This is a genomic window from Citrobacter sp. Marseille-Q3906, assembly GCF_916618775.1.
Lineage (GTDB): Bacteria > Pseudomonadota > Gammaproteobacteria > Enterobacterales > Enterobacteriaceae > Citrobacter > Citrobacter murliniae.
Window position 1 is genome coordinate 711,187 of record NZ_CAKAKA010000002.1, and the last position, 24,601, is coordinate 735,787.

20 protein-coding genes, 1 tRNA gene and 1 pseudogene are annotated in these 24,601 nt (G+C 51.7%); 13 read left to right on the plus strand and 9 right to left on the minus strand.

What is annotated here, in order from left to right:
• Positions 1–25 precede the first annotated feature (25 nt).
• The 7 genes from LG384_RS07640 (at position 26) to rlmC (ending at position 6,840) form a co-directional block, all read left to right on the plus strand.
• Positions 26–502 carry a YbjN domain-containing protein gene (locus tag LG384_RS07640; protein ID WP_045441234.1) on the plus strand — a complete coding sequence of 159 codons (477 nt, stop codon included), beginning with the start codon at positions 26–28 and terminating at the stop codon, positions 500–502.
• Positions 503–932: 430 nt separating this feature from the next.
• Positions 933–2,045 carry a spermidine/putrescine ABC transporter substrate-binding protein PotF gene (gene potF, locus LG384_RS07645; protein WP_045441235.1) on the plus strand — a complete coding sequence of 371 codons (1,113 nt, stop codon included), beginning with the start codon at positions 933–935 and terminating at the stop codon, positions 2,043–2,045.
• A 140-nt stretch (positions 2,046–2,185) separates the two neighbouring features.
• Positions 2,186–3,319 (plus strand): putrescine ABC transporter ATP-binding subunit PotG, encoded by a 1,134-nt coding sequence (potG, locus tag LG384_RS07650; RefSeq protein WP_048221773.1) that lies wholly within the window; start codon positions 2,186–2,188, stop codon positions 3,317–3,319.
• A 9-nt stretch (positions 3,320–3,328) separates the two neighbouring features.
• Entirely contained in the window at positions 3,329–4,282 is a 954-nt protein-coding gene (potH, locus tag LG384_RS07655) for a putrescine ABC transporter permease PotH (protein ID WP_045441237.1), read from the plus strand.
• Entirely contained in the window at positions 4,279–5,124 is an 846-nt protein-coding gene (potI, locus tag LG384_RS07660; protein ID WP_045441238.1) for a putrescine ABC transporter permease PotI, read from the plus strand. The genes potH and potI overlap by 4 nt, the downstream gene beginning before the upstream one ends.
• Before the next feature lie 20 nt (positions 5,125–5,144).
• Positions 5,145–5,672: a YbjO family protein gene (locus LG384_RS07665; protein WP_225761289.1), complete on the plus strand. Its 528-nt coding sequence runs from the start codon at positions 5,145–5,147 to the stop codon at positions 5,670–5,672.
• A gap of 40 nt (positions 5,673–5,712) precedes the next feature.
• Positions 5,713–6,840: a 23S rRNA (uracil(747)-C(5))-methyltransferase RlmC gene (gene rlmC / locus LG384_RS07670; RefSeq protein WP_045441240.1), complete on the plus strand. Its 1,128-nt coding sequence runs from the start codon at positions 5,713–5,715 to the stop codon at positions 6,838–6,840.
• Positions 6,841–7,128: 288 nt separating this feature from the next.
• Here rlmC and LG384_RS07675 read toward each other — a convergent pair.
• The 3 genes from LG384_RS07675 to LG384_RS07685 form a co-directional block, all read right to left on the minus strand.
• Positions 7,129–7,216 (minus strand) — tRNA-Ser (locus tag LG384_RS07675).
• Between the two features lie 148 nt (positions 7,217–7,364).
• Positions 7,365–8,042, minus strand: coding sequence for an isochorismatase family protein (locus LG384_RS07680; RefSeq protein ID WP_045441241.1), 678 nt, complete (start codon positions 8,040–8,042; stop codon positions 7,365–7,367).
• A 16-nt stretch (positions 8,043–8,058) separates the two neighbouring features.
• Positions 8,059–8,919, minus strand: a complete 861-nt coding sequence (locus LG384_RS07685; RefSeq protein ID WP_045441242.1) for a pirin family protein — start codon at positions 8,917–8,919, stop codon at positions 8,059–8,061.
• 108 nt (positions 8,920–9,027) lie between these two features.
• Between LG384_RS07685 and LG384_RS07690 the strand changes: the two genes are divergently transcribed.
• The gene (locus LG384_RS07690; protein WP_045441243.1) at positions 9,028–9,939 is read left to right on the plus strand and encodes a LysR family transcriptional regulator; all 912 of its coding nucleotides are present in this window, start codon (positions 9,028–9,030) and stop codon (positions 9,937–9,939) included.
• A 78-nt stretch (positions 9,940–10,017) separates the two neighbouring features.
• Here LG384_RS07690 and infA read toward each other — a convergent pair whose 3' ends face one another.
• The 6 genes and pseudogenes from infA to trxB all read right to left on the minus strand — a co-directional run bounded on the left by infA (position 10,018) and on the right by trxB (position 15,842).
• Positions 10,018–10,236: a translation initiation factor IF-1 gene (gene infA, locus LG384_RS07695; protein WP_002211347.1), complete on the minus strand. Its 219-nt coding sequence runs from the start codon at positions 10,234–10,236 to the stop codon at positions 10,018–10,020.
• Positions 10,164–10,521 (minus strand): annotated as a pseudogene (locus LG384_RS07700) (hypothetical protein). Before LG384_RS07700 ends, infA begins: the two are co-directional and overlap by 73 nt.
• Positions 10,522–11,226, minus strand: coding sequence for a leucyl/phenylalanyl-tRNA--protein transferase (gene aat / locus LG384_RS07705; RefSeq protein WP_225760699.1), 705 nt, complete (start codon positions 11,224–11,226; stop codon positions 10,522–10,524).
• Between the two features lie 44 nt (positions 11,227–11,270).
• Positions 11,271–12,992, minus strand: coding sequence for a cysteine/glutathione ABC transporter ATP-binding protein/permease CydC (gene cydC / locus LG384_RS07710; RefSeq protein ID WP_225760700.1), 1,722 nt, complete (start codon positions 12,990–12,992; stop codon positions 11,271–11,273).
• On the minus strand, positions 12,993–14,759 hold the full coding sequence (cydD, locus tag LG384_RS07715; RefSeq protein ID WP_048221767.1) for a cysteine/glutathione ABC transporter permease/ATP-binding protein CydD: 1,767 nt from the start codon (positions 14,757–14,759) through the stop codon (positions 12,993–12,995).
• Positions 14,760–14,873: 114 nt separating this feature from the next.
• Positions 14,874–15,842 carry a thioredoxin-disulfide reductase gene (gene trxB, locus LG384_RS07720; protein WP_225760701.1) on the minus strand — a complete coding sequence of 323 codons (969 nt, stop codon included), beginning with the start codon at positions 15,840–15,842 and terminating at the stop codon, positions 14,874–14,876.
• A 547-nt stretch (positions 15,843–16,389) separates the two neighbouring features.
• On the opposite strand from trxB, the gene lrp reads away from it, so the two are divergent.
• The 5 genes from lrp (at position 16,390) to serS (ending at position 24,485) form a co-directional block, all read left to right on the plus strand.
• On the plus strand, positions 16,390–16,884 hold the full coding sequence (lrp, locus tag LG384_RS07725; RefSeq protein WP_002439523.1) for a leucine-responsive transcriptional regulator Lrp: 495 nt from the start codon (positions 16,390–16,392) through the stop codon (positions 16,882–16,884).
• Positions 16,885–17,018: 134 nt separating this feature from the next.
• On the plus strand, positions 17,019–21,023 hold the full coding sequence (ftsK, locus tag LG384_RS07730; protein WP_225760702.1) for a DNA translocase FtsK: 4,005 nt from the start codon (positions 17,019–17,021) through the stop codon (positions 21,021–21,023).
• A gap of 111 nt (positions 21,024–21,134) precedes the next feature.
• Positions 21,135–21,746 (plus strand): outer membrane lipoprotein chaperone LolA, encoded by a 612-nt coding sequence (gene lolA / locus LG384_RS07735; protein WP_040233939.1) that lies wholly within the window; start codon positions 21,135–21,137, stop codon positions 21,744–21,746.
• A 10-nt stretch (positions 21,747–21,756) separates the two neighbouring features.
• Entirely contained in the window at positions 21,757–23,100 is a 1,344-nt protein-coding gene (gene rarA / locus LG384_RS07740) for a replication-associated recombination protein RarA (protein WP_225760703.1), read from the plus strand.
• 92 nt (positions 23,101–23,192) lie between these two features.
• Positions 23,193–24,485, plus strand: coding sequence for a serine--tRNA ligase (gene serS / locus LG384_RS07745; RefSeq protein ID WP_045441250.1), 1,293 nt, complete (start codon positions 23,193–23,195; stop codon positions 24,483–24,485).
• The last annotated feature ends 116 nt before the right edge of the window (positions 24,486–24,601 follow it).

The following is a 24,601-nucleotide window of genomic DNA, read 5'->3' on the forward strand; positions in this document are numbered from 1 at the left end:
TCATCGTAAGAGGTCGCACATTATTATGACATCACTGGTCGTTCCCACTCTGGATACGTTGCGTCAATGGCTCGACGACCTGGGCATGAGTTTTTTTGAATGCGATACCTGTCAGGCGCTGCATTTACCACACATGCAGAACTTCGACGGCATCTTTGATGCGAAAATTGATTTGGTAGATAACGTCATTCTGTTCTCTGCAATGGCGGAAGTCAGACCTTCTGCACTGCTGCCGCTTGCGGCCGATCTGTCTGCTATTAATGCCAGTTCGCTGACGGTGAAAGCGTTTTTAGATATGCAGGATGATAATCTGCCAAAGCTGGTGGTTTGCCAGTCTTTATCCGTTATGCCTGGCGTGACTTTCGAGCAGTTTGAATGTTTTGTTCGTCAGAGTGAAGAGCAGATATCGATGGTGATCCTTGAGGCCGGGGCACACCAGCTGTTGTTTAACGCCGAAGAAGATGCGCAAAATAGCAGCACCGAAAACCATTTCCTCCATTAATTCTTTCTTAGCAGTGACACATTTAACGCAGCCGCTGCCATAGCGGTTGCGTATTGCATTTTTTTATTCTGCATTTAACCTTTTATTAAAGAATTATTCACTTCAATTCTTTGCCTTCCGCTTTATGTCATAGACAAAACCTGCATAAAAAATTGATAAAAGACGTTTTTTAATCTGAGCTATATCCTTGAATCCTGGCTAAAGTTATTCTTGCGAGGCTCTTAAACGTCATCCTTCATCTGCCCCTGTGAGCTGACTTATAGCCACTATGCATAGTGAATGATTTCGCGTTGATCAGCGAGCCATAGCGGCATGGGGAGAAGCCCTTCTTCTCATCGGTGCCCAATGAAAAAATATGCACATTTCTTGCATATCGTGGAGTGTGACTTTTTTGTTCGTTTGTTAACGAACTTTCAGAAGGAAAGAGATTATGACCGCCTTAAATAAAAAATGGTTATCAGGCCTGGTTGCGGGTGCTCTGATGGCTATCTCTGCCGGCACGCTCGCTGCTGAACAAAAAACACTGCATATTTATAACTGGTCTGATTATATCGCTCCGGATACGGTGGCGAATTTTGAAAAAGAGACCGGGATTAAAGTGGTTTATGACGTATTCGACTCCAACGAGGTGCTGGAAGGTAAGCTGATGGCTGGCAGCACCGGTTTTGATCTGGTGGTACCTTCAGCCAGCTTTCTTGAGCGTCAACTCACTGCGGGAGTATTTCAGCCGCTGGATAAAAGTAAACTTCCTGGCTGGAAGAACCTCGATCCCGAACTGCTGAAACTGGTAGCGAAACACGATCCTGACAATAAGTTTGCCATGCCGTATATGTGGGCAACCACCGGTATTGGTTACAACGTGGATAAAGTTAAAGCGGTGCTGGGGGCTGATGCTCCGGTTAATAGTTGGGATCTGATCCTTAAACCGGAAAATCTTGAAAAACTTAAAAGCTGCGGTGTTTCTTTCCTGGATGCGCCCGAAGAAGTATTTGCTACTGTGCTGAATTATTTGGGGAAAGATCCAAACAGTACCAAAGCAGATGATTACACCGGGCCGGCGACGGACCTGCTGTTGAAGCTGCGTCCGAACATTCGCTACTTCCACTCTTCTCAATACATTAACGATCTGGCTAACGGCGATACCTGCGTAGCAATCGGCTGGGCAGGGGATGTATGGCAGGCCGCTAACCGTGCTAAGGAAGCGAAAAATGGTGTCAATATTTCCTTCTCAATTCCAAAAGAAGGGGCGATGGCGTTCTTCGACGTTTTTGCGATGCCTGCGGATGCTAAAAACAAAGATGAAGCATATCAGTTCCTCAACTACCTGCTGCGTCCGGATGTGATTGCCCATATTTCCGATCACGTGTTCTACGCGAATGCTAACAAAGAAGCGACGGCGTTGGTCAGCCCTGAGGTTCGGGACAATCCGGGTATCTATCCACCTGCGGATGTAAGAGCCAAGATGTTCACGCTGAAAGTGCAGGATCCGAAGATCGATCGTGTACGTACCCGTGCCTGGACGAAGGTGAAAAGCGGGAAATAACCCGATGTTTGGGACATGACCCGGCGGTACTTGTGCCCGCCGGGGCTGCATTGATACCCGAACACGTATAACCCGGCAATACGCACCATTGTGGTGCGTTATTTGCACCGTTTTTTTGTTTTATGCCGGAGAGCACTTGAGTGAATGATGCAACCTCCCGCCCACAGGCGAAGACCCGTAAAGCGCTGACCCCGCTCCTTGAAATTCGTAACCTGACCAAGTCATTTGATGGCCAGCACGCCGTCGATGATGTCAGCCTCACAATCTATAAAGGTGAAATATTTGCCCTGCTTGGCGCATCCGGCTGCGGCAAATCGACTCTGCTACGCATGCTGGCGGGGTTTGAACTGCCGACTACCGGGCAAATTATGCTGGATGGTGTTGATTTAGCGCATGTCCCGCCTTATCTGCGCCCGATAAATATGATGTTTCAGTCCTACGCGCTGTTTCCGCACATGACGGTGGAGCAGAACATTGCCTTTGGCCTTAAGCAGGACAAGTTGCCGAAAGCTGAAATTACCAGTCGCGTGAACGAGATGTTAGGCCTGGTGCATATGCAGGAATTTGCCAAACGCAAACCGCACCAGCTTTCCGGCGGTCAGCGTCAGCGTGTGGCGCTGGCGCGAAGCCTGGCAAAACGTCCGAAGCTGTTGCTGCTGGATGAGCCGATGGGGGCGCTGGATAAGAAACTACGTGACCGTATGCAACTGGAAGTGGTTGATATCCTCGAGCGTGTAGGGGTTACCTGCGTGATGGTGACACACGATCAGGAAGAAGCCATGACGATGGCGGGTCGCATTGCGATTATGAATCGTGGCAAGTTTGTGCAAATCGGCGAGCCTGAAGAAATATATGAGCATCCGACCACGCGTTACAGCGCGGAATTTATCGGCTCAGTAAACGTTTTTGAAGGTCTACTGAAAGATCGTCAGGAAGATGGTCTGGTTATTGACTCCCCTGGGTTGGTTCATCCGCTGAAAGTGGATGCCGATGTTTCCATTGTTGATAACGTGCCAGTGTATGTTGCGCTGCGCCCGGAAAAAATCATGCTCTGTGAAGCCCCTCCGGCTGATGGCTATAACTTTGCGGTGGGCGAAGTCGTACACATTGCCTATCTCGGTGATTTGTCTGTATACCACGTACGTTTAAAAAGCGGCCAGATGTTGAGCGCCCAGTTACAAAACGAACATCGCTATCGCAAGGGGCTACCGACCTGGGGCGATGAAGTACGTTTGTGTTGGGATGCGGACAGCTGTGTGGTGTTGACGGTTTAAGGAGTGAAGATGAGTACACTTGAACCTCCGGCTCGTGTGGACAAAGCGGGCCGTTTCACGCTGTTTATGTCGCGGATGCAGATGAAGCACGGGCGCAAGCTGGTGATTGCGCTGCCGTATGTTTGGCTGGTGCTCCTGTTTTTGTTGCCGTTTTTGATTGTTTTTAAGATCAGCCTGTCAGAGATGGCGCGGGCTATTCCCCCGTATACTGACCTTGTAGGCTGGGCTGATGACCAATTATCCATTACGCTCAATCTGGGCAACTTCCTGCAGCTAACGGACGATCCGCTCTATTTTGATGCTTATCTGCAGTCTTTGCAGGTGGCGGGGATTTCGACGATCTGTTGCTTGTTGCTGGGCTATCCATTGGCATGGGCCGTGGCGCACAGTAAACCGTCAACGCGTAATATTTTGCTATTGCTGGTGATCCTGCCGTCCTGGACCTCTTTTTTGATTCGCGTGTATGCCTGGATGGGGATCCTGAAAAATAACGGGGTATTGAATAATTTCCTGATGTGGCTCGGCGTTATCGATCAGCCACTGACGATCCTGCATACCAATCTGGCAGTTTATATTGGGATTGTTTATGCCTATTTGCCATTTATGGTGCTGCCAATATACACCGCATTAACGCGCATTGATTATTCGCTGGTGGAAGCTGCGCTGGATTTGGGAGCCAGACCGTTGAAAACCTTCTTTAGCGTGATTGTGCCGTTGACCAAGGGAGGGATCATCGCCGGATCAATGCTGGTGTTTATTCCGGCGGTGGGAGAGTTCGTGATCCCTGAGCTGCTTGGTGGCCCGGACAGCATTATGATTGGTCGCGTGTTGTGGCAGGAGTTTTTCAACAATCGTGACTGGCCGGTGGCATCCGCTGTCGCCATTATTATGCTGCTGTTACTGATTGTGCCGATCATGTGGTTCCATAAATATCAGCAAAAAAGCGTGGGGGAACACGGATGAATAACTTACCGGTCGTTCGCTCGCCGTGGCGTATTTTTATTCTGGTGTTGGGATTTACCTTCCTGTACGCACCGATGTTGATGTTGGTTATCTATTCGTTCAACAGCTCCAAACTGGTGACGGTATGGGCTGGTTGGTCAACGCGCTGGTACGGCGAGCTATTCCACGATACTGCGATGATAAGTGCAGTTGGTATGAGCTTAACGATTGCAGCTTGTGCTGCGACGATGGCGGCGATCCTCGGTACTATTGCCGCTGTCGTGATGGTGCGTTTTGGTCGTTTCCGTGGATCTAATGGTTTTGCCTTTATGATTACCGCACCACTGGTTATGCCGGATGTCATTACCGGTTTATCTTTGTTGTTGTTGTTTGTGGCAATGGCACATGCGATTGGCTGGCCTGCGGATCGTGGCATGTTGACCATCTGGCTGGCGCACGTCACGTTCTGTACGGCGTATGTTGCGGTGGTTATCTCTTCGCGTTTGCGCGAACTGGATCACTCAATTGAAGAAGCGGCGATGGATCTTGGTGCGACGCCGGTGAAGGTCTTTTTTGTCATCACGTTGCCGATGATTATGCCAGCGGTAATTTCCGGTTGGTTGTTGGCCTTCACGCTGTCGTTGGATGATCTGGTGATCGCCAGTTTTGTGTCTGGTCCGGGAGCGACGACCCTGCCAATGCTGGTGTTCTCCAGCGTACGTATGGGGGTCAATCCGGAGATTAACGCGTTGGCTACGCTCATCCTTGGTGTGGTAGGAATTATCGGATTTATCGCGTGGTATCTGATGGCGCGAACAGAAAAACAGCGGTTACGCGATATCCAGCGTGCAAGACGCAGCTGAAAAAACTAAAATCTGCCAACCTGTCTACACGGTGCAGCGTTTCCCGTTGCACCGTTTTCACGGAAGACGACGCGTTGGGATTTTTTAAGAAATCATCCACATCACATGCACGCCTGAACGTACCTGCTCTGGTGCAGGTGGCGGCGCTTGCTATTATCATGATCCGTTGCCTCGATCTGTTGATGATTTTTAATACGCTTGGCGTTCGTGGGACGAGCGAGTTTATTCATCGCAGCGTGCAGACCTGGGATTTGACGCTGGTATTTTTGAGCAGCCTGGTGCTGGTTTTTATTGAAATTTACTGTGCATTCTCCCTGGGGAAAGGACGTAACTGGGCACGCTGGCTCTACTTGCTTACCCAGGTGATTGCCTCAGGTTACCTGTGGGCGGCGTCACTCGGTTACGGGTATCCGGAACTGTTCAGTATCGCAGGGGAGTCTAAGCGCGAAATATTCCACACGCTGGTGATGCAAAAATTGCCGGATATGCTGGTGTTGCTGCTTCTCTTTGTTCCTGCGTCCAGTCGGCGGTTCTTCCGTTTGCAATAACGTGTATAATCTTCGCCCCTGTTAATTTGAAGGTTTCCGTATGCAGTGCGCACTTTATGACGCCGGACGCTGTCGTTCCTGTCAGTGGATAACACAGCCAGTTGGCGATCAACTCTCCACTAAAACAGCCGATCTCCAGAATTTGCTGGTCGATTTTTCGGTCGGGGAATGGTGCGCACCGGTCAGTGGTGCGGAAAGCGCTTTTCGTAATAAAGCTAAAATGGTGGTCAGCGGCAGCGTGGAAAAACCTCTGTTGGGTATGCTGCATCGCGACGGCACGCCAGAGGATTTGTGCGATTGCCCGCTCTATCCCACTTCATTTTCCCCGGTATTTGCAGTGTTAAAGCCCTTCATTGCGCGCGCAGGGCTTACTCCTTACAACGTTGCACGCAAGCGGGGAGAGCTCAAATATATTCTGTTAACCGAAAGTCAGTTCGATGGCGGCATGATGCTGCGTTTTGTCTTACGTTCAGACGCTAAACTGGCACAGCTGCGCACTGCGCTGCCGTGGCTGCAGGAACAACTGCCACAGTTGAAGGTGATTACGGCCAATATTCAGCCGGTGCATATGGCGATTATGGAAGGGGAGATGGAAATCTTCCTGACAGAACAGCAGGCGCTGGCAGAACGCTTCAACGATGTTCCGCTGTGGATACGCCCGCAGAGCTTCTTTCAGACCAACCCGGAGGTGGCCAGCTGTTTATATGCCACGGCCCGTAACTGGGTCCGTCAGCTTCCGGTTAACCATATGTGGGATCTATTTTGCGGTGTCGGGGGCTTTGGTCTGCATTGCGCTACGCCACAGATGAAACTGACGGGTATTGAAATCGCGCCAGAGGCGATTACCTGTGCAAAACAGTCTGCCCAGGAACTCGGGCTACAGAACCTGCATTTCCAGGCGCTGGACTCGACTCAATTTGCCACGGCGCAGGAAGAAGTGCCTGATCTGGTGCTGGTTAATCCGCCGCGTCGTGGAATTGGAAAACCACTGTGTGATTTTCTCTCCAGAATGGCGCCACGTTTTATTGTGTATTCCAGCTGTAATCCGCAAACGATGGCAAAAGATATTCGCGAGCTGTCGGAATACCACATTGAACGCGTGCAGATATTCGATATGTTCCCTCATACCGCCCATTATGAAGTGTTAACGTTGCTCAGCAGACGATAATTCATTTTCATCAACGAGAATTCCGGATGCGCTGCTTGCATCGTATCTGACATGCGCAACAGGCGAAAAAAAGCCCGTACTTGAGTACGAGCTCTTCTTCAAATATGGCGGTGAGGCGGGGATTGACGCGCTTCGCTCGCCCGTCTGGGGCAGCCCACACTCTGCGTTCGCGGTCTGTCCAACTGGCTGCGCCAGTTGTCGAACCCCGGCCGGGGATTCTCATCCCCCTGGTTGGGTGCAACAGGCGAAAAAAAAGCCCGTACTTGCGTACGAGCTCTTCTTCAAATATGGCGGTGAGGCGGGGATTCGAACCCCGGATACGTTGCCGTATACACACTTTCCAGGCGTGCTCCTTCAGCCACTCGGACACCTCACCATATTGTATTGCTGCCTGACCGCTTGGGGGGCAACGGGGCGCTACTATAGGGAGTTGCGCTAAAACGGTCAAGCAGAATTTACGCGTTCATACTCGTTTGGTCACGCAATGTACATATTCTTCGCTCTGACAAGCACGGAGAATATTATTAGCGCTGAGAGTCCAGTTTTTCGCCGTTTGTCACGACCTCCTGGGCTTTGCTGTAGCTTTCGATCAGTAACTGATAAGCCGGGAATACTTTTGTATACACTTCCGCCCATTCTGCGGCGTCTTCACGGTTCCATGTACCCTGCAGTTCGGAGGCGACTGCTGCGGTATCCATTGGTACGACACCAGCCTGAACAACACGCGCGAGGGTGATTTCCTGCGCCATTTTACTGTATGTACCCGATGCGTCGATCACGGCGAAGACTTTATAACCCTCCGCAACCGCGCTGATGGCCGGGAAAGCCATGCATACGCTGGTAATGGTACCGGCGATAATCAGAGTCTTACGCCCCGTCGCTTTTACAGCATTAACAAAGTCTTCGTTATCCCAGGCGTTGATCTCACCTTTACGCGCCACGTATTGGGCATGTGGCGCGTTGGCGTGGATCTCCGGTATCAATGGACCATTGGGGCCTTGTGGGACAGATGCGGTTGTAATCACTGGCATCTTCGCCAGAGTTGCCATTTTCGCCAGCGCGGCGGCACGAGCGCGAAGTTCCGGCATTGGCATATCGCCTACGGTCTGGAAGAGTCCACTCTGGTGATCGATAAGCAGCATGATCGAATCATTCACATCAATGACCGGGCGTGAACCATTAAAATTTGCAGGACTGGACATCGTATTCTCCTTCGATTCAGATTTGGCCAAAGCGGCCGGAGTTAAAATCGCGTACGGCTTCAGCGATTTCTTGTTTCGTGTTCATCACAAACGGGCCGTAACCTACAATCGGCTCATTCAACGGTTCGCCAGATAGAAGCAGCACGCTGGCATCGCTGCTGGCTTCAATGTGTACTGTTTTACCTTGCTGGCTTAATACCACTAGCTGCGCTTCACTCGCGGGCGTGGTGCCGTTGACACTAATATTTCCTTTCAGTACGACCAGTGCGGTGCTCCATCCTTCAGGCTGGGGCAACATGACCTGATGGTTGCGTTGCAGGTGCATATCCCAGACATTTAACGGGGAGAACGTATGTGCCGGACCTTTTATGTCCTGATAGCTACCCGCAATAACGCGAACAGTACCAGCATCATCTGGCAGGGTGACCGTAGGGATGACGTCGCTGCTGATACCCTGGTAACCCGGCGCAGTCATTTTGTCTTTTGCTGGCAGATTCACCCACAGCTGTACCATTTCCAGCTCGCCGCCTTTACGGGTAAATTCAGGCGAATGGAACTCTTCGTGTAAGATCCCGGCCCCCGCCGTCATCCACTGCACGTCACCCGGGCCGATAACGCCGCCGCGACCCGTTGAATCGCGATGTTCAACTTCACCACTGTAAACAATGGTCACCGTTTCAAAGCCACGATGAGGGTGCTCTCCCACGCCGCGCTTTTCGCTACCCGGCGTGAATGTATGCGGACCGGCATAATCCAGCAGCAGGAAAGGGCTTAACTGCTCACCATGAGACTGGTAAGAGAACATTGAGCGAACCGGGAATCCATCGCCAACCCAGTGTGGGCGAGGTGCTGTGTAGACGCCTGTTACTTGTTTCATATTTGTCTCCTCATGGGCATTAGCTCGATGTGAATAAGCTTATATTCATGACAGCGAGCTGAGTAGTCGCTAAAATAGTCTTCACAGTCTCATTAATAGGACAATGCGATGGCGAAGCTGGATCTCAATGATTTCGCGTGGTTTGTTCATGTAGTCGAAGAGGGGGGATTCGCTGCTGCCGGGCGAGCGCTGGATGAACCTAAATCAAAACTCAGCCGACGAATTGCGCAACTGGAGGAGAGACTGGGCGTCCGTTTGATTCAACGAACTACCCGGCAATTTAATGTCACTGAAGTTGGACAGACATTTTACGAGCATTGTAAGGCGATGCTGGTGGAAGCGCAGGCGGCACAGGATGCTATTGCCGCGTTGCAGGTTGAGCCGCGTGGAATTGTAAAACTGACCTGTCCGGTCACTTTGCTGCATGTGCATATTGGTCCCATGCTGGCCAGGTTTATGGCGCGTTATCCGGATGTGTCGGTACAGCTTGAGGCCACGAACCGACGGGTTGATGTCGTAGGGGAAGGTCTGGATGTTGCGATTCGCGTCAGGCCACGCCCTTTTGAGGACAGCGATCTGGTCATGCGGGTGCTTGCGGACAGGGGACATCGGCTGTATGCCAGCCCGACATTAATAGCTCAAATGGGCGCTTTACACTCTCCAGCAGACCTGACTCGCTGGCCGGGCCTGAGTCTGGCATCCGGTAAACATGTTCATCGCTGGGAGTTATTTGGACCACAGGGCGCGCGTGCGGAGGTTCATTTTACGCCGCGTATGATTACTACTGATATGCTGGCATTACGCGAAGCGGCGATAGCGGGAGTTGGTGTTGTTCAACTTCCGCAACTGATGGTAAAAGATCAATTAGCGGCGGGTGAACTGGTGGCATTACTGGACGGGTGGGAACCTAAGCGAGAGATTATTCACGCAGTCTTTCCATCACGCCGGGGATTATTGCCGTCGGTACGCGCATTGGTGGATTTCCTGACGGAAGAATATGCGCGAATGATCGAGGATTAAATTCTTAACCCCGATCCACAAAAAAGGTCGGCTAAACCGACCTTTTATTATCTGGACGCCGGTCTGGCGTGAAAACAATCAGCGACTACGGAAGACAATGCGGCCTTTGCTCAGGTCGTACGGGGTCAGCTCAACAGTCACTTTGTCGCCCGTCAGGATGCGGATATAGTTTTTACGCATTTTACCGGAGATGTGTGCAGTAACCACGTGACCGTTTTCTAACTCTACGCGGAACATGGTATTAGGTAACGTATCGAGAACGGTACCCTGCATTTCAATATTGTCTTCTTTGGCCATCTAATCCTCTGGGGTATCACTACCGTAATTTGAACCGGCAAGATAATGCCGAAGTTCTTTTAATAAGTAAAGATTTGCGCGTTTAAAACACAGCAAATCAGGTTTGGCGCATTACTCTAACCACACACGGCAAAGCCGCACTAAAAGCGCAACGTGTAAGGGAACGATGAGATAAACGATAGGCGTTGCCTGACGCGAACTGTTCCTTAACGGCGGCGGGGTAATGGGCTAAACCAACTCTGCGGCACAATTATAACACCCCGACAAAAAATGTGCCGAAAACATTCACACCTGAGGTGAAAATAACGTTCTCGGCACCCAAAAATGGCTGGGTAGCCGCTGCTGGCGCAGTCTGCTCAGGTGTTCAAGGTACTCCCGCCGGGGAATTTCAACTGCGCCCAGCGACGCTGTATGGCTATTTAACACCTGGCAGTCGATGAGTTTTCCACCCTGACGTATAAATTCAGCGCAAAATACAAGCAGTGCGGTCTTGGACGCATTTTCCTGACGACTGAACATCGATTCGCCACAGAAAAGTGTACCTTGTGATACGCCGTACATACCGCCCACTAATTCGTTTTGCCGCCATACCTCAATAGAATGAGCATGGCCCAGTTCATGGAGTCGATGGTATGCGTCAACCACATCATGCGTTATCCAGGTGCCTTCTTCCCGGTCATTTGCACAGCCTTCAATAACCTGGCCAAATGCATAATTGAGAGTTACGCGATAAGGTGAATGTTTATGAAAACGTTTCATGCTGCGGCTAATATGAAATGTCTCAGGCCACAAAATAGCTCGCGGATCGGGTGACCACCAGAGGATCGGGTCGCCAGGTGAAAACCACGGGAAAATCCCGCGCTGGTATGCCATGAGCAAGCGGGCAGGGCTGAGATCGCCGCCAAGCGCCAACAAACCGTTAGGTTCGCGTAAAGCGCCTTCCGGCGACGGGAAGGCGATAGAATTACGAGAAAGTTGCACCAGGCGCATGACAGCGAAACTCCACTACGCGAGTCGGATCGTTCAATAATAGCTTACAGACGTTGCTTAAACTGGTAATAACGACCCTGCCGGGCTAACAGATCTGCGTGATTACCTTGCTCAATAATGTGTCCGTTGTCCATCACTATTATTTGATCAAAACGTGACAGCCCGCGCAGACGATGCGTAACCATCAGTACGGTTTTATCTCGCATCACATCGCCAATTAATTCAAGCATTTGGCTTTCTGTTGTGGCATCCAGCCCTTCGGTGGGTTCATCCAGCAGCATCAATGGGGCATCGTGCAACAATGCACGAGCGATGGCCAGACGGCGGAGTTCGCCACCTGAAAGTTGACGACCACCTTCACCTAACCAGGCGTTAAGTCCATCATCCGCCAGCAGCTTTTCCAGACCGACCCGGCTGAGCATTCCGGACAATACCTCATCACTGGCGTGTGGTGCGGCCAGCAGCAGGTTATCGCGTAATGTCGCGCTGAACAGATGCACGCGTTGCGGCACAACGCTGATGCTTTGACGCAGACTGGATTCACTTAAGGCCGAAATCGGTTGATCGTTGATCAGGATTTCGCCGCTTTGTGGGTCCCAGGCACGCGTCAGCAATTGCAGAAGCGTTGACTTTCCGCAGCCGGTACGACCAAGAATCGCAATATGCTCACCGGGTTTAGCCTGCAAGGAAAGAGTATCCAGCGCGTTTTGCACCTGTCCAGGGTAGCTGAAAGAAACGTCGCGCAGCGTGAGCGTTATTTGTTCAGTGACCGAGGAGCCCGCCTCAGGGAAGGTGACTTCCGGCTGCTGTTCGCTCAGTTCAGTGATACGCAGAGCCGAAGCAATCACCTGACCAAGATGCTGAAACGCCCCGGTGACAGGCGCCAGAGCTTCAAAAGCAGCCAGCGCGCAGAAGACAAACAGGGCAATCAGTGCACCCGGTTGGGTATTTCCGCCCACACCGCCAGAGGCCATCCATAACATCATTATTACGGCCAGAGCGCCAACGAGTAGCATGACAGCCTGGGACAGCGCGGTTAATTCAGACTGACGACGCTGAGCTTCATGCCACTGCATTTCCGTCGCTTCCATTTGTGCACGATAGCGTTCGCTGGCACCAAAAATGGTGAGTTCAGCCTGCCCCTGCAACCATGAAGTTAACTGCTGACGATATTGACCGCGCAGATGCGTCAGACTTTGCCCGGTGCTTTTTCCGGCCTGATAAAAGATTGGGGGCAAAATAAACAAGGTGAGCAGCATAATGCCGCCAAGTGTGATCGCCAGAGTTAGATCGAGAACGCTAAGTCCCAGCGTCACTACCACGATGACCACAAATGCCCCTGTTAGCGGGGAGAGCACGCGTAAATAGAGATGATCGAGCGTGTCGACATCAGCAACCACACGGTTAAGCAACTCCCCCTGGCCATACCGGGCCAGACCAGCAGGAGAAAGCGGCAGCAGTTTACTAAAGGTATAAATACGCAGGTGCTGCAGCACGCGGAATGTCGCGTCGTGGCTGACCAGTCGCTCAAAATAACGGCCTGCGGTTCGGGTGATTGCTGCTCCCCGAACGCCTGCCGCCGGGAGCATGTAGTTAAAACTGTAAATCCCGGTCACGCCAACAACTGCGGAGGCGGAAAGGAACCAGCCTGACAGGGTCAGCAAACCGATACTTGCCAGCAGCGTGATTATCGCCAGAACAATGCCTAGCGTTAACATCCATTTGTGACGTTTATACAGCGTCAGATAGGGTAGCAAGGCGCGCATTCAGATATCCTCCTGACGGTGAGCCAGCAATGTCGCAAAAGCGCCGTTGGTTGCGCTAAGTTGAGCATAAGTGCCTTGCTCGACGATTTGTCCATCCTGCATGACCCAGATAGCATCCCAGTCGGCAAGATCTTCGAGTTGGTGCGTCACCATCAGCGTGGTCTGGCGGCGTGATGCGGCATTCAATGCCTGCATTACGCGTTGTTCACTGTGAGCATCAAGGCTGGCAGCGGGTTCGTCGAGCAGCAGTAACTGACACGGATTAAGCAGAGCGCGGGCAACGGCAACGCGTTGTGCTTGTCCGACAGAAAGTCGAGCCGCCTGATCGCCTACTGGCGTATCTACACCCTGAGGAAGCAAAGGTAAAAACTCGCTTACCCAGGCACTGTCGAGCGCGGCCTGAAGCTGTTGTTCACTGGCATCAGGACGTGCCAGCAGCACATTATCTCGTAACGTCGCGGCGGGAAGTTGCGGGTTTTGACCAACCCATGAGAGCTGTTTACGCCAGGAGTCAGGCGATAAATCGCGAAGCTCAAAGCCGTTAATCCGCAATGACCCCTGATAAGAGAGAAAACCGGACAGAACGTTCAGAAGGGAGCTTTTACCTGAGCCACTACGACCAACCAGCACCGCACGTTGACCTGCTGGCAGAGAAAAATTGAGTGGCCCAGCCAGAACTTTGCCTTCCGGCGATGTAATGACCAGATCTTCCGCTTCAATCGAAACGGCTTCTTTTGCTGCTAACTCAATGTCACCACGCTCAGGGTGAGCAAGCGGCGTTTCCATGAATGTTTTCAGACTATCTGCAGCACCTACCGCTTGTGCTTTCGCGTGGTAAAACGTACCCAGATCGCGCAAAGGCTGGAAAAATTCTGGGGCAAGGATCAGAGCCAGGAAACCAGCAGCCAGCGTTACGCCAGTTCCGTAATGACCGAAGTTGAGTTCGCCGAGGTAAGAAAAACCGAAATAAACCGCCACCAGGGCGATCGACAGTGACGTGAAAAACTCCAGTACACCCGAGGAAAGGAACGCAAGACGCAGGACTTCCATGGTGCGCTGACGAAAATCTTGCGATGCGGCGCGAATGCTTTCTGTTTCAGCTTCTCCGCGACCAAATATTCTCAGCGTCTCCATGCCCCTTAAGCGGTCGAGGAAATGGCCACTGAGTCTGGCAAGTGCCTGAAAATTACGACGGTTAGCATCTGCTGCTCCCATACCGACCATTGCCATAAAGAGCGGGATCAGCGGTGCGGTGCCCAGCAGGATAAGGGCGGCTACCCAGTTTGAAGGGAAAATTGCTGCCACAATCAATATAGGTACACAGACGGCAAGCGCCATTTGCGGCAGATAACGCGCATAGTAATCATGCATATCGTCAATCTGTTCCAGCACCAAGGTAGCCCAACTCCCGGCGGGTTTACCTTGTATCCATGCCGGACCTGCCTGCTGCAGGCGGTCCAGAACTTGACGGCGAATTTCAAAGCGAATGTGTTGTCCCGCATGGAAACCGACTCGCTCACGTAACCAGACAACCCAAGCACGCAGGATAAATATCAATACCAGCACGATGAAGGGGAGGAGAAGGGCCTCTCGGGGAATGTTGTCCATGATCATATGCTCAAGAATACGAGCCATGAGCCAGGCCTGAGCGACAATTAACAGCCCGCTCACGAATCCCAGCAGACGTGAAATATTTAGCCAGCGTTGTGAAATGACACTTTGCTGTTTTAACCAGTGGGTTAGCTCTTTTTGACGGGTTTTATTCATTGCTCGCTTAGCAGGTGAGTTATTGGAATTTTTGGGCAGGACAATGTTACAACGAGGCAAAAATAAAGGCGACTTATAGTCGCCTTTTTTACTTTTGTTACTGATTTGTAAAAACTATTTGCAGGCGTCAGCCAGACCATCAAGATAGCGTTCAGCATCGAGGGCAGCCATACACCCCGTACCTGCCGAGGTAATCGCCTGACGATAGATATGATCCATTACGTCGCCGGCTGCGAATACGCCAGGAATGCTGGTTTGCGTTGCATTGCCATGAATGCCGGACTGGACTTTGATGTAGCCGTTTTCCAGTTCAAGCTGACCGTCGAAAATGGCGGTGTTCGGGCTGTGGCCGATAGCGACAAATAATCCTGCGACGGCGAGAGACTCAACGTTGTCAGTATTCTGGGTATCACGCAGACGCAGTCCGGTCACACCCATTTGATCGCCGGTAACTTCTTCCAGAGTGCGGTGAGTGTGCAGCACAATGTTGCCGTTCTCGACTTTATCCATCAAACGTTTGATGAGGATTTTCTCAGCACGGAAGCTGTCGCGACGGTGGATCAAATGAACCTCAGAAGCGATATTCGCCAGGTACAATGCTTCTTCTACAGCGGTATTACCACCGCCAATAACCGCAACCTTTTGGTTACGATAGAAGAAACCATCACAGGTCGCACAGGCGGAAACGCCGCGGCCTTTAAATGCCTCTTCTGAAGGTAAACCAAGATAGCGTGCTGAAGCGCCAGTGGCGATAATCAGTGCATCGCAAGTATATTCGCCGCTGTCACCGGTCAGGCGAAACGGACGATTTTGCAGATCAACTTTACTGATGTGATCAAAAATGATTTCGGTTTCAAATTTCGTCGCGTGTTCATGCATACGCTCCATCAGCAACGGGCCAGTGAGATCGTGCGGATCGCCAGGCCAGTTTTCCACTTCTGTCGTTGTGGTCAACTGACCACCTTTTTCCATACCGGTAATCAACACCGGTTGCAGGTTTGCACGCGCAGCATAGACCGCGGCGGTGTATCCCGCAGGGCCTGAGCCCAGAATAAGAAGTTTACTGTGTTTGGTCGTGCCCATGAGATCCCCATAGTTGTTGGCAGGCAATGAGCAGGATTGTAGGGAATTTACGAACGTAAAAAAAGAGTATGGCGATTTTGTTAACAATATGTGTAATAGCAGAAACCGATGATTGCTAAAAACGACGGTAATATTATAACGATTTCTACTTAAAATCGGTCAGTTATAAGGTGATAAAATGACGATTTTCCATCACTCCCAATGAATAACTGGCATGTTGTACTAAAAATCGATGTTTTGCTTTGACAATCCCCTGCTGTTTTGCGAAAACATTCAAGGAAGAAAAAAACTGTGTCATGTATATGCTGCATAATCATGCATGTAGATAACATGTTTACCGAGTTAGCGAAATCTACGCATGGCGTGGACAGATGCCATTCGTGATGTCGATAGCCGCCGACAGGCAACGGTCTTCTCACCGTAAACCCAGGCATTGCGCACCGTAAATCCCTCTGGGTTTCGGGTTATTATGATGGGTAGCGGCTCTAAACAGTGATGTTTGTAGAGTCAGGCAGGAGTAGGGAAGGAATACAGAGAGACAATAATAATGGTAGATAGTAAGAAGCGCCCTGGCAAAGATCTCGACCGTATCGATCGTAACATTCTTAATGAGCTGCAAAAGGATGGGCGTATTTCTAACGTCGAGCTTTCTAAACGAGTGGGACTTTCACCAACGCCCTGCCTTGAGCGTGTGCGTCGGTTGGAAAGACAGGGTTTTATTCAGGGCTATACAGCGCTGTTGAACCCGCATTATCTGGATGCATCACTTCTGGTTTTTGTTGAGATTACTCTGAATCGTGGCGCCCCGGATGTGTTTGAGCAATTTAACTCTGCAGTACAAAAACTTGAAGAAATTCAAGAATGTCATTTGGTGTCCGGTGATTTCGACTACCTGCTGAAAACACGCGTACCGGATATGTCAGCTTACCGTAAGCTGTTAGGGGAAACCCTGCTGCGTCTGCCTGGCGTGAATGACACACGTACTTACGTGGTTATGGAAGAAGTAAAACAGAGCAATCGTCTGGTTATTAAGACGCGCTAACACGGAACAGGTGCAAAATCGACTCAGTTTGATTACACTCCTGTTAATCCATACAGCAACAGTGCCGGGGTAACCCGGTGCTGTTGTCCGTTTTAGCATCGGGCAGGAAAAGCCTGAAACCTGGAGAGCCGTTTTTGAGCCAGGAATACACTGAAGACAAAGACGTCACATTGACGAAGTTAAGCAGCGGGCGCCGACTTCTGGAAGCGCTACTCATCCTTATTGCCCTTTTTGCCGTCTGGTTGATGGCTGCCTTACTCAGCTTTAACCCTTCGGACCCCAGCTGGTCGCAAACCGCGTGGCACGAGCCTATTCATAATCTGGGGGGAATACCCGGCGCATGGCTGGCAGACACGCTGTTCTTTATTTTCGGCGTCATGGCCTACACCATTCCCGTAATCATTGTTGGCGGCTGTTGGTTTGCCTGGCGGCATCAGGCCAGTGATGAATACGTTGATTATTTTGCCGTGTCGCTTCGCATTATCGGCGTTCTGGCGCTGATTCTTACTTCTTGCGGACTGGCGGCAATCAATGCCGACGACATCTGGTATTTCGCCTCCGGTGGCGTGATTGGCAGTTTGCTAAGTACCACTTTGCAACCTCTGCTGCATAGCAGCGGGGGAACGCTCACACTGTTATGTATCTGGGCTGCTGGGTTAACTCTGTTTACCGGCTGGTCATGGGTGAGTATTGCGGAGAAATTAGGGGGCTGGCTGCTAAATATTCTGACATTTGCCAGCAACCGAACTCGTCGTGATGATACCTGGGTCGATGATGAAGAATATGAAGACGACGAGTTTGTCGACGCTGCCGAAGGAAAACCGCATGAATCGCGTCGGGCACGTATTCTTCGCGGCGCATTAGCGCGCCGTAAGCGCCTGGCTGAAAAATTTACCAACCCGCTTGGGCGTCACACCGATGCTGCGCTGTTCTCCGGCAAACGCATGGATGATGAAGATGAAATAGAATACAGCGCCCGTGGCGTCGTTGCCGATCCTAATGATGTCCTGTTCTCTGGAAATCGGGCGACGTTGCCAGAATATGATGAATTCGATCCGCTGCTCAATGGACACTCTGTAGCAGAGCCAGTGGCAGCTGCTGCTGCGGCCACTGCAGCAACGCAGGCCTGGAGCGCTCCCGTTGATCCATTGATGCAAACCCCGCCTGCATCGGGCACAGTTCCTGTTCAGCCTGCTCCTGCAGTTGCATGGCAATCTGCGCCGGGGCCACAGACTGGTGAACCGGCTATCGCGCCTGCACCAGAAGGGTATCCGCAGACAAATCAGTACGCACAGCCATCTGTACAACCTTATGAAGCGTGGCAACAACCGGCGCCTGTTGAGCCCCAGCCGCAATATGCCGTTCCTCCTGTGGCTGACGTTGGTTATGAGCAGCCGATGATGCCAGAATCGCAAATGCCCTGGCAGACGCAAGAGCCGGTAGCGGAACAAAGCTGGCAACCTGAACCGGTTTATCAGCAGAATGCTCCTCTCCAGCCACAGTCTGTCTATCAGCAGGAGACTATTCCATCGCAACCAGTTGTTCATCAGCAATCCATTGTTGAACCGCCACCTGTTGTTGAGCCGGAACCGGTTGTTGAAGAGACTAAACCAGCTCGTCCTCCGCTCTACTATTTTGAAGAAGTGGAAGAGAAACGTGCGCGCGAACGTGAACAACTCGCAGCATGGTATCAGCCAATTCCGGAACCTGTGACAGAGCCAGAACGGGTGAAACCGTCTATGCCGACAACTGCCGCCATACCGCCAGTTGAGTCTGTCGTTGCCGCTGCACCAATGGCCACAGGGGCGAAAAATGCAGCTCTGGCTACTGGGGCTGCCGTTGCTGCCGCACCTGTGTTTAGTCTGGCTGGTGGTGCGCCACGTCCGCAGGTGAAAGAAGGTATTGGGCCGCAGTTGCCACGCCCGAACCGTGTCCGCGTGCCAACGCGTCGTGAACTGGCCTCGTATGGCATAAAATTACCGTCGCAGCGAATTGCTGAAGAAAAAGCGCGTGAAGAGCAACTTGATTCGGATACGCAATATAGTGACGATGAAATTGATGCAATGCATCAGGATGAGCTGGCACGTCAGTTCGCGCAGTCCCAACAGCATCGTTATGGGGAAGAGTATCAGGACGGTACAAACCAAGCTGAGGATGAAGATTCTGCTGCAGAAGCGGAGTTAGCCCGTCAGTTTGCATCTTCCCAACAGCAGCGCTATTCCGGCGAACAACCAGCGGGCGCTAATCCGTTCTCACTGGATGACTTTGCATTCTCACCGATGAAAGCTCTGGTCGATGACGGCCCGCATGAGCCGCTGTTTACTCCGAGCGTGATGCCGGAGGAGCCTGCACCAGCGCCGCAATATCAACAACCGCCGCAACCTGTAGCACCGCAGCAGCATTATCAACAGCCGCCGCAGCCTGTAGCGCCGCAGCAACATTATCAGCAGCCGCCACAGCCTGTAGCACCGCAGCAGCATTATCAGCAGCCGCCGCAGCCTGTAGCATCGCAGCAGCATTATCAGCAGCCGCCACAGCCTGTTGCACCGCAGCAGCATTATCAGCAGCCGCCACAACCTGTTGCACCACAGCAGCAGGATAGCTTGATCCATCCATTACTGATGCGTAATGGTGACAGCCGCCCGGTACAACGCCCAACCACACCGCTGCCCTCGCTGGATCTGTTGACGCCACCGCCGAGTGAAGTTGAACCAGTGGATACCTTTGCGCTGGAGCAAATGGCGCGTCTGGTTGAAGCCCGACTGGCGGATTTCCGCATTAAAGCTGATGTCGTGAACTATTCACCGGGTCCGGTTATTACCCGTTTTGAACTGAACCTGGCCCCTGGTGTGAAAGCTGCGCGTATTTCTAACCTCTCCCGCGACCTGGCTCGTTCGTTGTCGACCGTTGCGGTGCGTGTGGTAGAAGTGATTCCAGGTAAACCGTATGTGGGACTGGAACTGCCGAATAAAAAACGTCAGACCGTCTATCTGCGTGAAGTTCTGGACAACGCGAAGTTCCGCGAAAATCCATCTCCGCTGACAGTCGTGTTGGGTAAAGATATTGCAGGCGAGCCGGTCGTTGCTGACCTGGCAAAAATGCCTCATCTGCTGGTTGCAGGAACCACCGGCTCCGGTAAGTCGGTTGGGGTAAACGCCATGATCCTCAGCATGCTATACAAGGCACAACCGGAAGATGTCCGCTTTATCATGATTGACCCGAAAATGCTGGAACTTTCCGTTTACGAAGGTATCCCGCATCTGTTGACTGAAGTTGTTACAGATATGAAAGATGCGGCCAATGCTTTGCGCTGGAGCGTCAATGAAATGGAGCGTCGCTATAAGCTGATGTCGGCGCTTGGCGTACGTAACCTTGCTGGTTATAACGAGAAAATCGCTGAAGCAGCCCGTATGGGGCGTCCGATTCCTGACCCGTACTGGAAACCTGGCGATAGCATGGACGTTCAGCATCCTGTGCTGGAAAAACTGCCGTATATCGTCGTGTTGGTAGATGAATTCGCTGATCTGATGATGACCGTCGGTAAAAAGGTGGAAGAACTCATCGCTCGTCTGGCACAAAAAGCACGTGCGGCGGGCATCCACCTGGTACTGGCGACTCAGCGTCCGTCGGTTGATGTTATTACCGGTTTGATTAAAGCCAACATTCCAACCCGTATCGCCTTTACCGTTTCCAGTAAGATTGATTCACGCACCATCCTCGACCAGAGTGGCGCAGAGTCTCTGCTGGGCATGGGGGATATGCTTTATTCCGGGCCTAACTCCACTATGCCAGTGCGTGTGCATGGCGCATTTGTGCGCGACCAGGAAGTGCATGCAGTTGTTCAGGACTGGAAAGCGCGTGGGCGTCCACAATACGTCGATGGCATTACCTCCGACAGCGAAAGCGAAGGCGGTGGTGGTGGTTTTGACGGTGGGGAAGAGCTGGATCCGCTGTTTGACCAGGCCGTCAAATTTGTCACGGAGAAACGTAAAGCCTCAATCTCCGGCGTTCAGCGTCAGTTCCGTATTGGTTACAACCGTGCGGCACGCATCATTGAACAGATGGAAGCGCAGGGAATTGTCAGTGAGCAGGGACATAATGGTAATCGTGAAGTGCTGGCGCCGCCTCCCTTCGATTGATTGCAAAGTTAAGTAATTCAGTATTTTCTACTTTCCTCATGCTGATTTTTGGCCTGGAATGGATAGCAGAGGGATCTCCCCGTCGGGAGTGACGTATTTTGAGGAATAACGATGAAAAGAATCGCAATCACCTGTGCATTACTGTCGAGCTTTGTGGTTAGCAGCGTCTGGGCTGATGCTGCCAGCGATCTGAAAAGCCGTCTGGATAAAGTCAGTAGTTTCCATGCCAGCTTCACCCAGAAGGTGACGGATGGCAGCGGAGCGGCAGTACAGGAAGGTCAGGGTGACTTATGGGTTAAACGTCCGAACCTGTTTAACTGGCATATGACACAGCCTGACGAGAGCATTCTGGTATCCGATGGCAAAACGCTGTGGTTCTTTAACCCGTTTGTTGAGCAAGCAACGGCCACCTGGCTGAAAGATGCCACGGGGAATACACCGTTTATGCTGATTGCGCGCAACCAGTCCAGCGACTGGCAACAATACAATATCAAGCAAAACGGTGATGACTTTGTGCTGACCCCGAAAACCAGCAGCGGTAATCTGAAGCAGTTCACCATTAATGTCGGGCGTGATGGAACAATCCATCAGTTCAGTGCTGTCGAGCAGGACGATCAACGCAGTAGCTATCAGCTGAAGTCTCAGCAGAATGGTGCAATTGAACCATCAAAATTCACCTTTACCCCGCCACAAGGTGTGACGGTGGACGATCAACGTAAGTAGAGGCGCGTGAGTGGGCAATCTGTCGCTCGATTTTTCTGATAATACCTTTCAGCCACTGGCCGCGCGCATGCGGCCAGAAAATTTAGCACAGTATATCGGCCAGCAGCATTTGCTGGCCGCAGGCAAGCCCTTGCCGCGTGCCATTGAGGCAGGGCACCTGCACTCCATGATCTTGTGGGGACCACCCGGTACGGGTAAAACAACACTCGCCGAAGTGATTGCTCGCTACGCTGATGCAGATGTTGAACGCATTTCGGCGGTCACCTCAGGTGTGAAAGAAATTCGTGAGGCCATTGAGCGTGCGCGTCAGAACCGCAATGCAGGTCGGCGTACAATTTTGTTCGTGGATGAAGTTCACCGCTTTAATAAAAGCCAGCAGGACGCGTTTCTCCCGCATATCGAAGATGGCACCATTACATTTATTGGCGCCACGACTGAAAATCCCTCTTTTGAACTTAACTCGGCATTACTGTCGCGTGCGCGTGTCTATCTACTGAAATCGTTAACCACCGAAGATATTGAGCAGGTGCTGGACCAGGCGATGACAGATAAAGCACGTGGCTACGGGGGACAGGATATTGTCCTGCCGAATGAAACACGTCGGGCGATTGCGGAACTGGTGAATGGTGACGCGCGAAGGGCGTTGAACACGCTGGAAATGATGGCTGATATGGCCGAAGTCGATGACTGCGGAAAACGTGTTTTACAGACAGCATTACTGACTGAGATTGCCGGGGAGCGCAGCGCGCGCTTTGATAATAAAGGCGATCGCTTTTACGATCTGATCTCGGCGTTACACAAATCGGTACGCGGCAGCGCACCGGATGCGGCGCTTTACTGGTATGCGCGGATCATTACCGCCGGTGGCGATCCGTTATACGTCGCGCGCCGTTGTCTGGCAATTGCTTCCGAAGATGTGGGAAATGCCGACCCACGGGCTATGCAAGTGGCAATTTCAGCATGGGATTGTTTCACTCGCGTAGGGCCTGCAGAAGGCGAACGAGCGATAGCTCAGGCGATAGTTTATCTGGCCTGTGCGCCGAAAAGTAATGCAGTCTATACCGCCTATAAAGCAGCGTTGGCTGATGCCCGCGAGCGTCCGGATTATGATGTGCCTGTGCATTTGCGTAATGCCCCGACGAAGCTGATGAAAGAAATGGGCTACGGACAGGAATATCGCTACGCTCATGATGAGCCGAATGCGTATGCTGCCGGTGAAGAGTACTTTCCGCAGGAACTGGCACAAACGCGCTATTATCACCCCACAAACAGAGGTCTTGAGGGTAAGATTGGCGAAAAGCTCGCCTGGCTTGCCGGGCAGGATCAAAATAGCCCTATAAAACGCTACCGTTAGCGCGATCGTTGCGGTAATGTTGGCAATGTATCCCTGTGATCGCAGGCTGTGGTCACTTTCTCCTATTTTAATTCGATAAGCACAGGATAAGCATGCTCGATCCCAATCTGCTGCGTAATGAGCCAGACGCAGTCGCTGAAAAACTGGCAAGCCGGGGCTTTAAGCTGGATGTAGATAAGCTGCGCGCTCTTGAAGAGCGTCGTAAAGTTCTGCAGGTACAAACAGAGAACCTGCAGGCAGAGCGTAACTCTCGATCGAAATCCATCGGCCAGGCAAAAGCGCGCGGAGAAGATATCGAGTCTTTACGTCTGGAAGTGAACAAACTGGGCGAAGAGCTGGATACCGCGAAAGCTGAACTTGATGCCTTGCAGGCCGAGATCCGCGATATTGCACTGACCATTCCTAACCTGCCAGCGGACGAAGTTCCGGTGGGTAAAGATGAAAATGACAATATCGAAGTCAGCCGTTGGGGTACTCCTCGCGAATTTGATTTCGAAGTGCGCGATCACGTCACGCTGGGTGAAATGCATACCGGTCTTGATTTCGCTGCTGCGGTTAAGCTAACGGGTTCTCGTTTCGTGGTAATGAAAGGGCAGATTGCACGTATGCACCGTGCGCTGTCTCAGTTCATGCTGGATCTACATACCGAACAGCATGGTTACAGCGAAAACTACGTTCCGTATCTGGTTAACCATGACACGCTGTACGGTACAGGTCAGTTGCCGAAGTTTGCCGGTGATCTGTTCCATACGCGTCCGCTGGACGAAGAAGCCGATAGCAGTAACTATGCGCTGATCCCAACGGCAGAAGTCCCGCTGACCAACCTGGTACGCGATGAGATCATTGACGAAGATGCACTGCCGATCAAAATGACCGCGCATACGCCATGCTTCCGTTCTGAAGCCGGCTCTTACGGTCGTGACACTCGTGGTCTGATCCGTATGCACCAGTTTGATAAAGTTGAAATGGTGCAGATTGTTCGTCCGGAAGATTCTATGGACGCACTGGAAGAGATGACAGGCCATGCTGAGAAAGTACTTCAGCTGCTGGGACTGCCGTACCGTAAGATCATTCTATGCACTGGTGACATGGGCTTTGGCGCATGCAAAACCTATGATCTGGAAGTGTGGATCCCGGCGCAGAATACTTACCGCGAGATCTCCTCCTGCTCAAACGTGTGGGATTTCCAGGCACGTCGTATGCAGGCTCGTTGCCGCAACAAATCCGACAAGAAGACGCGTTTAGTGCATACGCTGAACGGTTCTGGTCTGGCTGTGGGACGTACCTTGGTTGCTGTGATGGAAAACTACCAGCAAGCTGATGGCCGCATTCAGGTTCCGGAAGTATTACGTCCATATATGAATGGTCTGGAATACATCGGTTAAGCCATCTTTTTCTGTTAAAAAAGCGCCTGTGGGCGCTTTTTTTATGCCTGCTTGATACCGGACAATAACCCTTACCTCATTAGTGGTAATACTACCTTCGAATGAAGGTCAGTATT

Coding starts and splice junctions, on each gene's coding strand:
- LG384_RS07640 (WP_045441234.1), top strand. CDS start 26: ATGACATCACTGGTCGTTCCCACTCTGGATACGTTGCGTCAATGGCTC.
- potF (WP_045441235.1), top strand. CDS start 933: ATGACCGCCTTAAATAAAAAATGGTTATCAGGCCTGGTTGCGGGTGCT.
- potH (WP_045441237.1), top strand. CDS start 3,329: ATGAGTACACTTGAACCTCCGGCTCGTGTGGACAAAGCGGGCCGTTTC.
- potI (WP_045441238.1), top strand. CDS start 4,279: ATGAATAACTTACCGGTCGTTCGCTCGCCGTGGCGTATTTTTATTCTG.
- rlmC (WP_045441240.1), top strand. CDS start 5,713: ATGCAGTGCGCACTTTATGACGCCGGACGCTGTCGTTCCTGTCAGTGG.
- LG384_RS07680 (WP_045441241.1), bottom strand. CDS start 8,042: ATGTCCAGTCCTGCAAATTTTAATGGTTCACGCCCGGTCATTGATGTG.
- LG384_RS07685 (WP_045441242.1), bottom strand. CDS start 8,919: ATGAAACAAGTAACAGGCGTCTACACAGCACCTCGCCCACACTGGGTT.
- LG384_RS07690 (WP_045441243.1), top strand. CDS start 9,028: ATGGCGAAGCTGGATCTCAATGATTTCGCGTGGTTTGTTCATGTAGTC.
- infA (WP_002211347.1), bottom strand. CDS start 10,236: ATGGCCAAAGAAGACAATATTGAAATGCAGGGTACCGTTCTCGATACG.
- aat (WP_225760699.1), bottom strand. CDS start 11,226: ATGCGCCTGGTGCAACTTTCTCGTAATTCTATCGCCTTCCCGTCGCCG.
- cydC (WP_225760700.1), bottom strand. CDS start 12,992: ATGCGCGCCTTGCTACCCTATCTGACGCTGTATAAACGTCACAAATGG.
- cydD (WP_048221767.1), bottom strand. CDS start 14,759: ATGAATAAAACCCGTCAAAAAGAGCTAACCCACTGGTTAAAACAGCAA.
- trxB (WP_225760701.1), bottom strand. CDS start 15,842: ATGGGCACGACCAAACACAGTAAACTTCTTATTCTGGGCTCAGGCCCT.
- lrp (WP_002439523.1), top strand. CDS start 16,390: ATGGTAGATAGTAAGAAGCGCCCTGGCAAAGATCTCGACCGTATCGAT.
- lolA (WP_040233939.1), top strand. CDS start 21,135: ATGAAAAGAATCGCAATCACCTGTGCATTACTGTCGAGCTTTGTGGTT.
- serS (WP_045441250.1), top strand. CDS start 23,193: ATGCTCGATCCCAATCTGCTGCGTAATGAGCCAGACGCAGTCGCTGAA.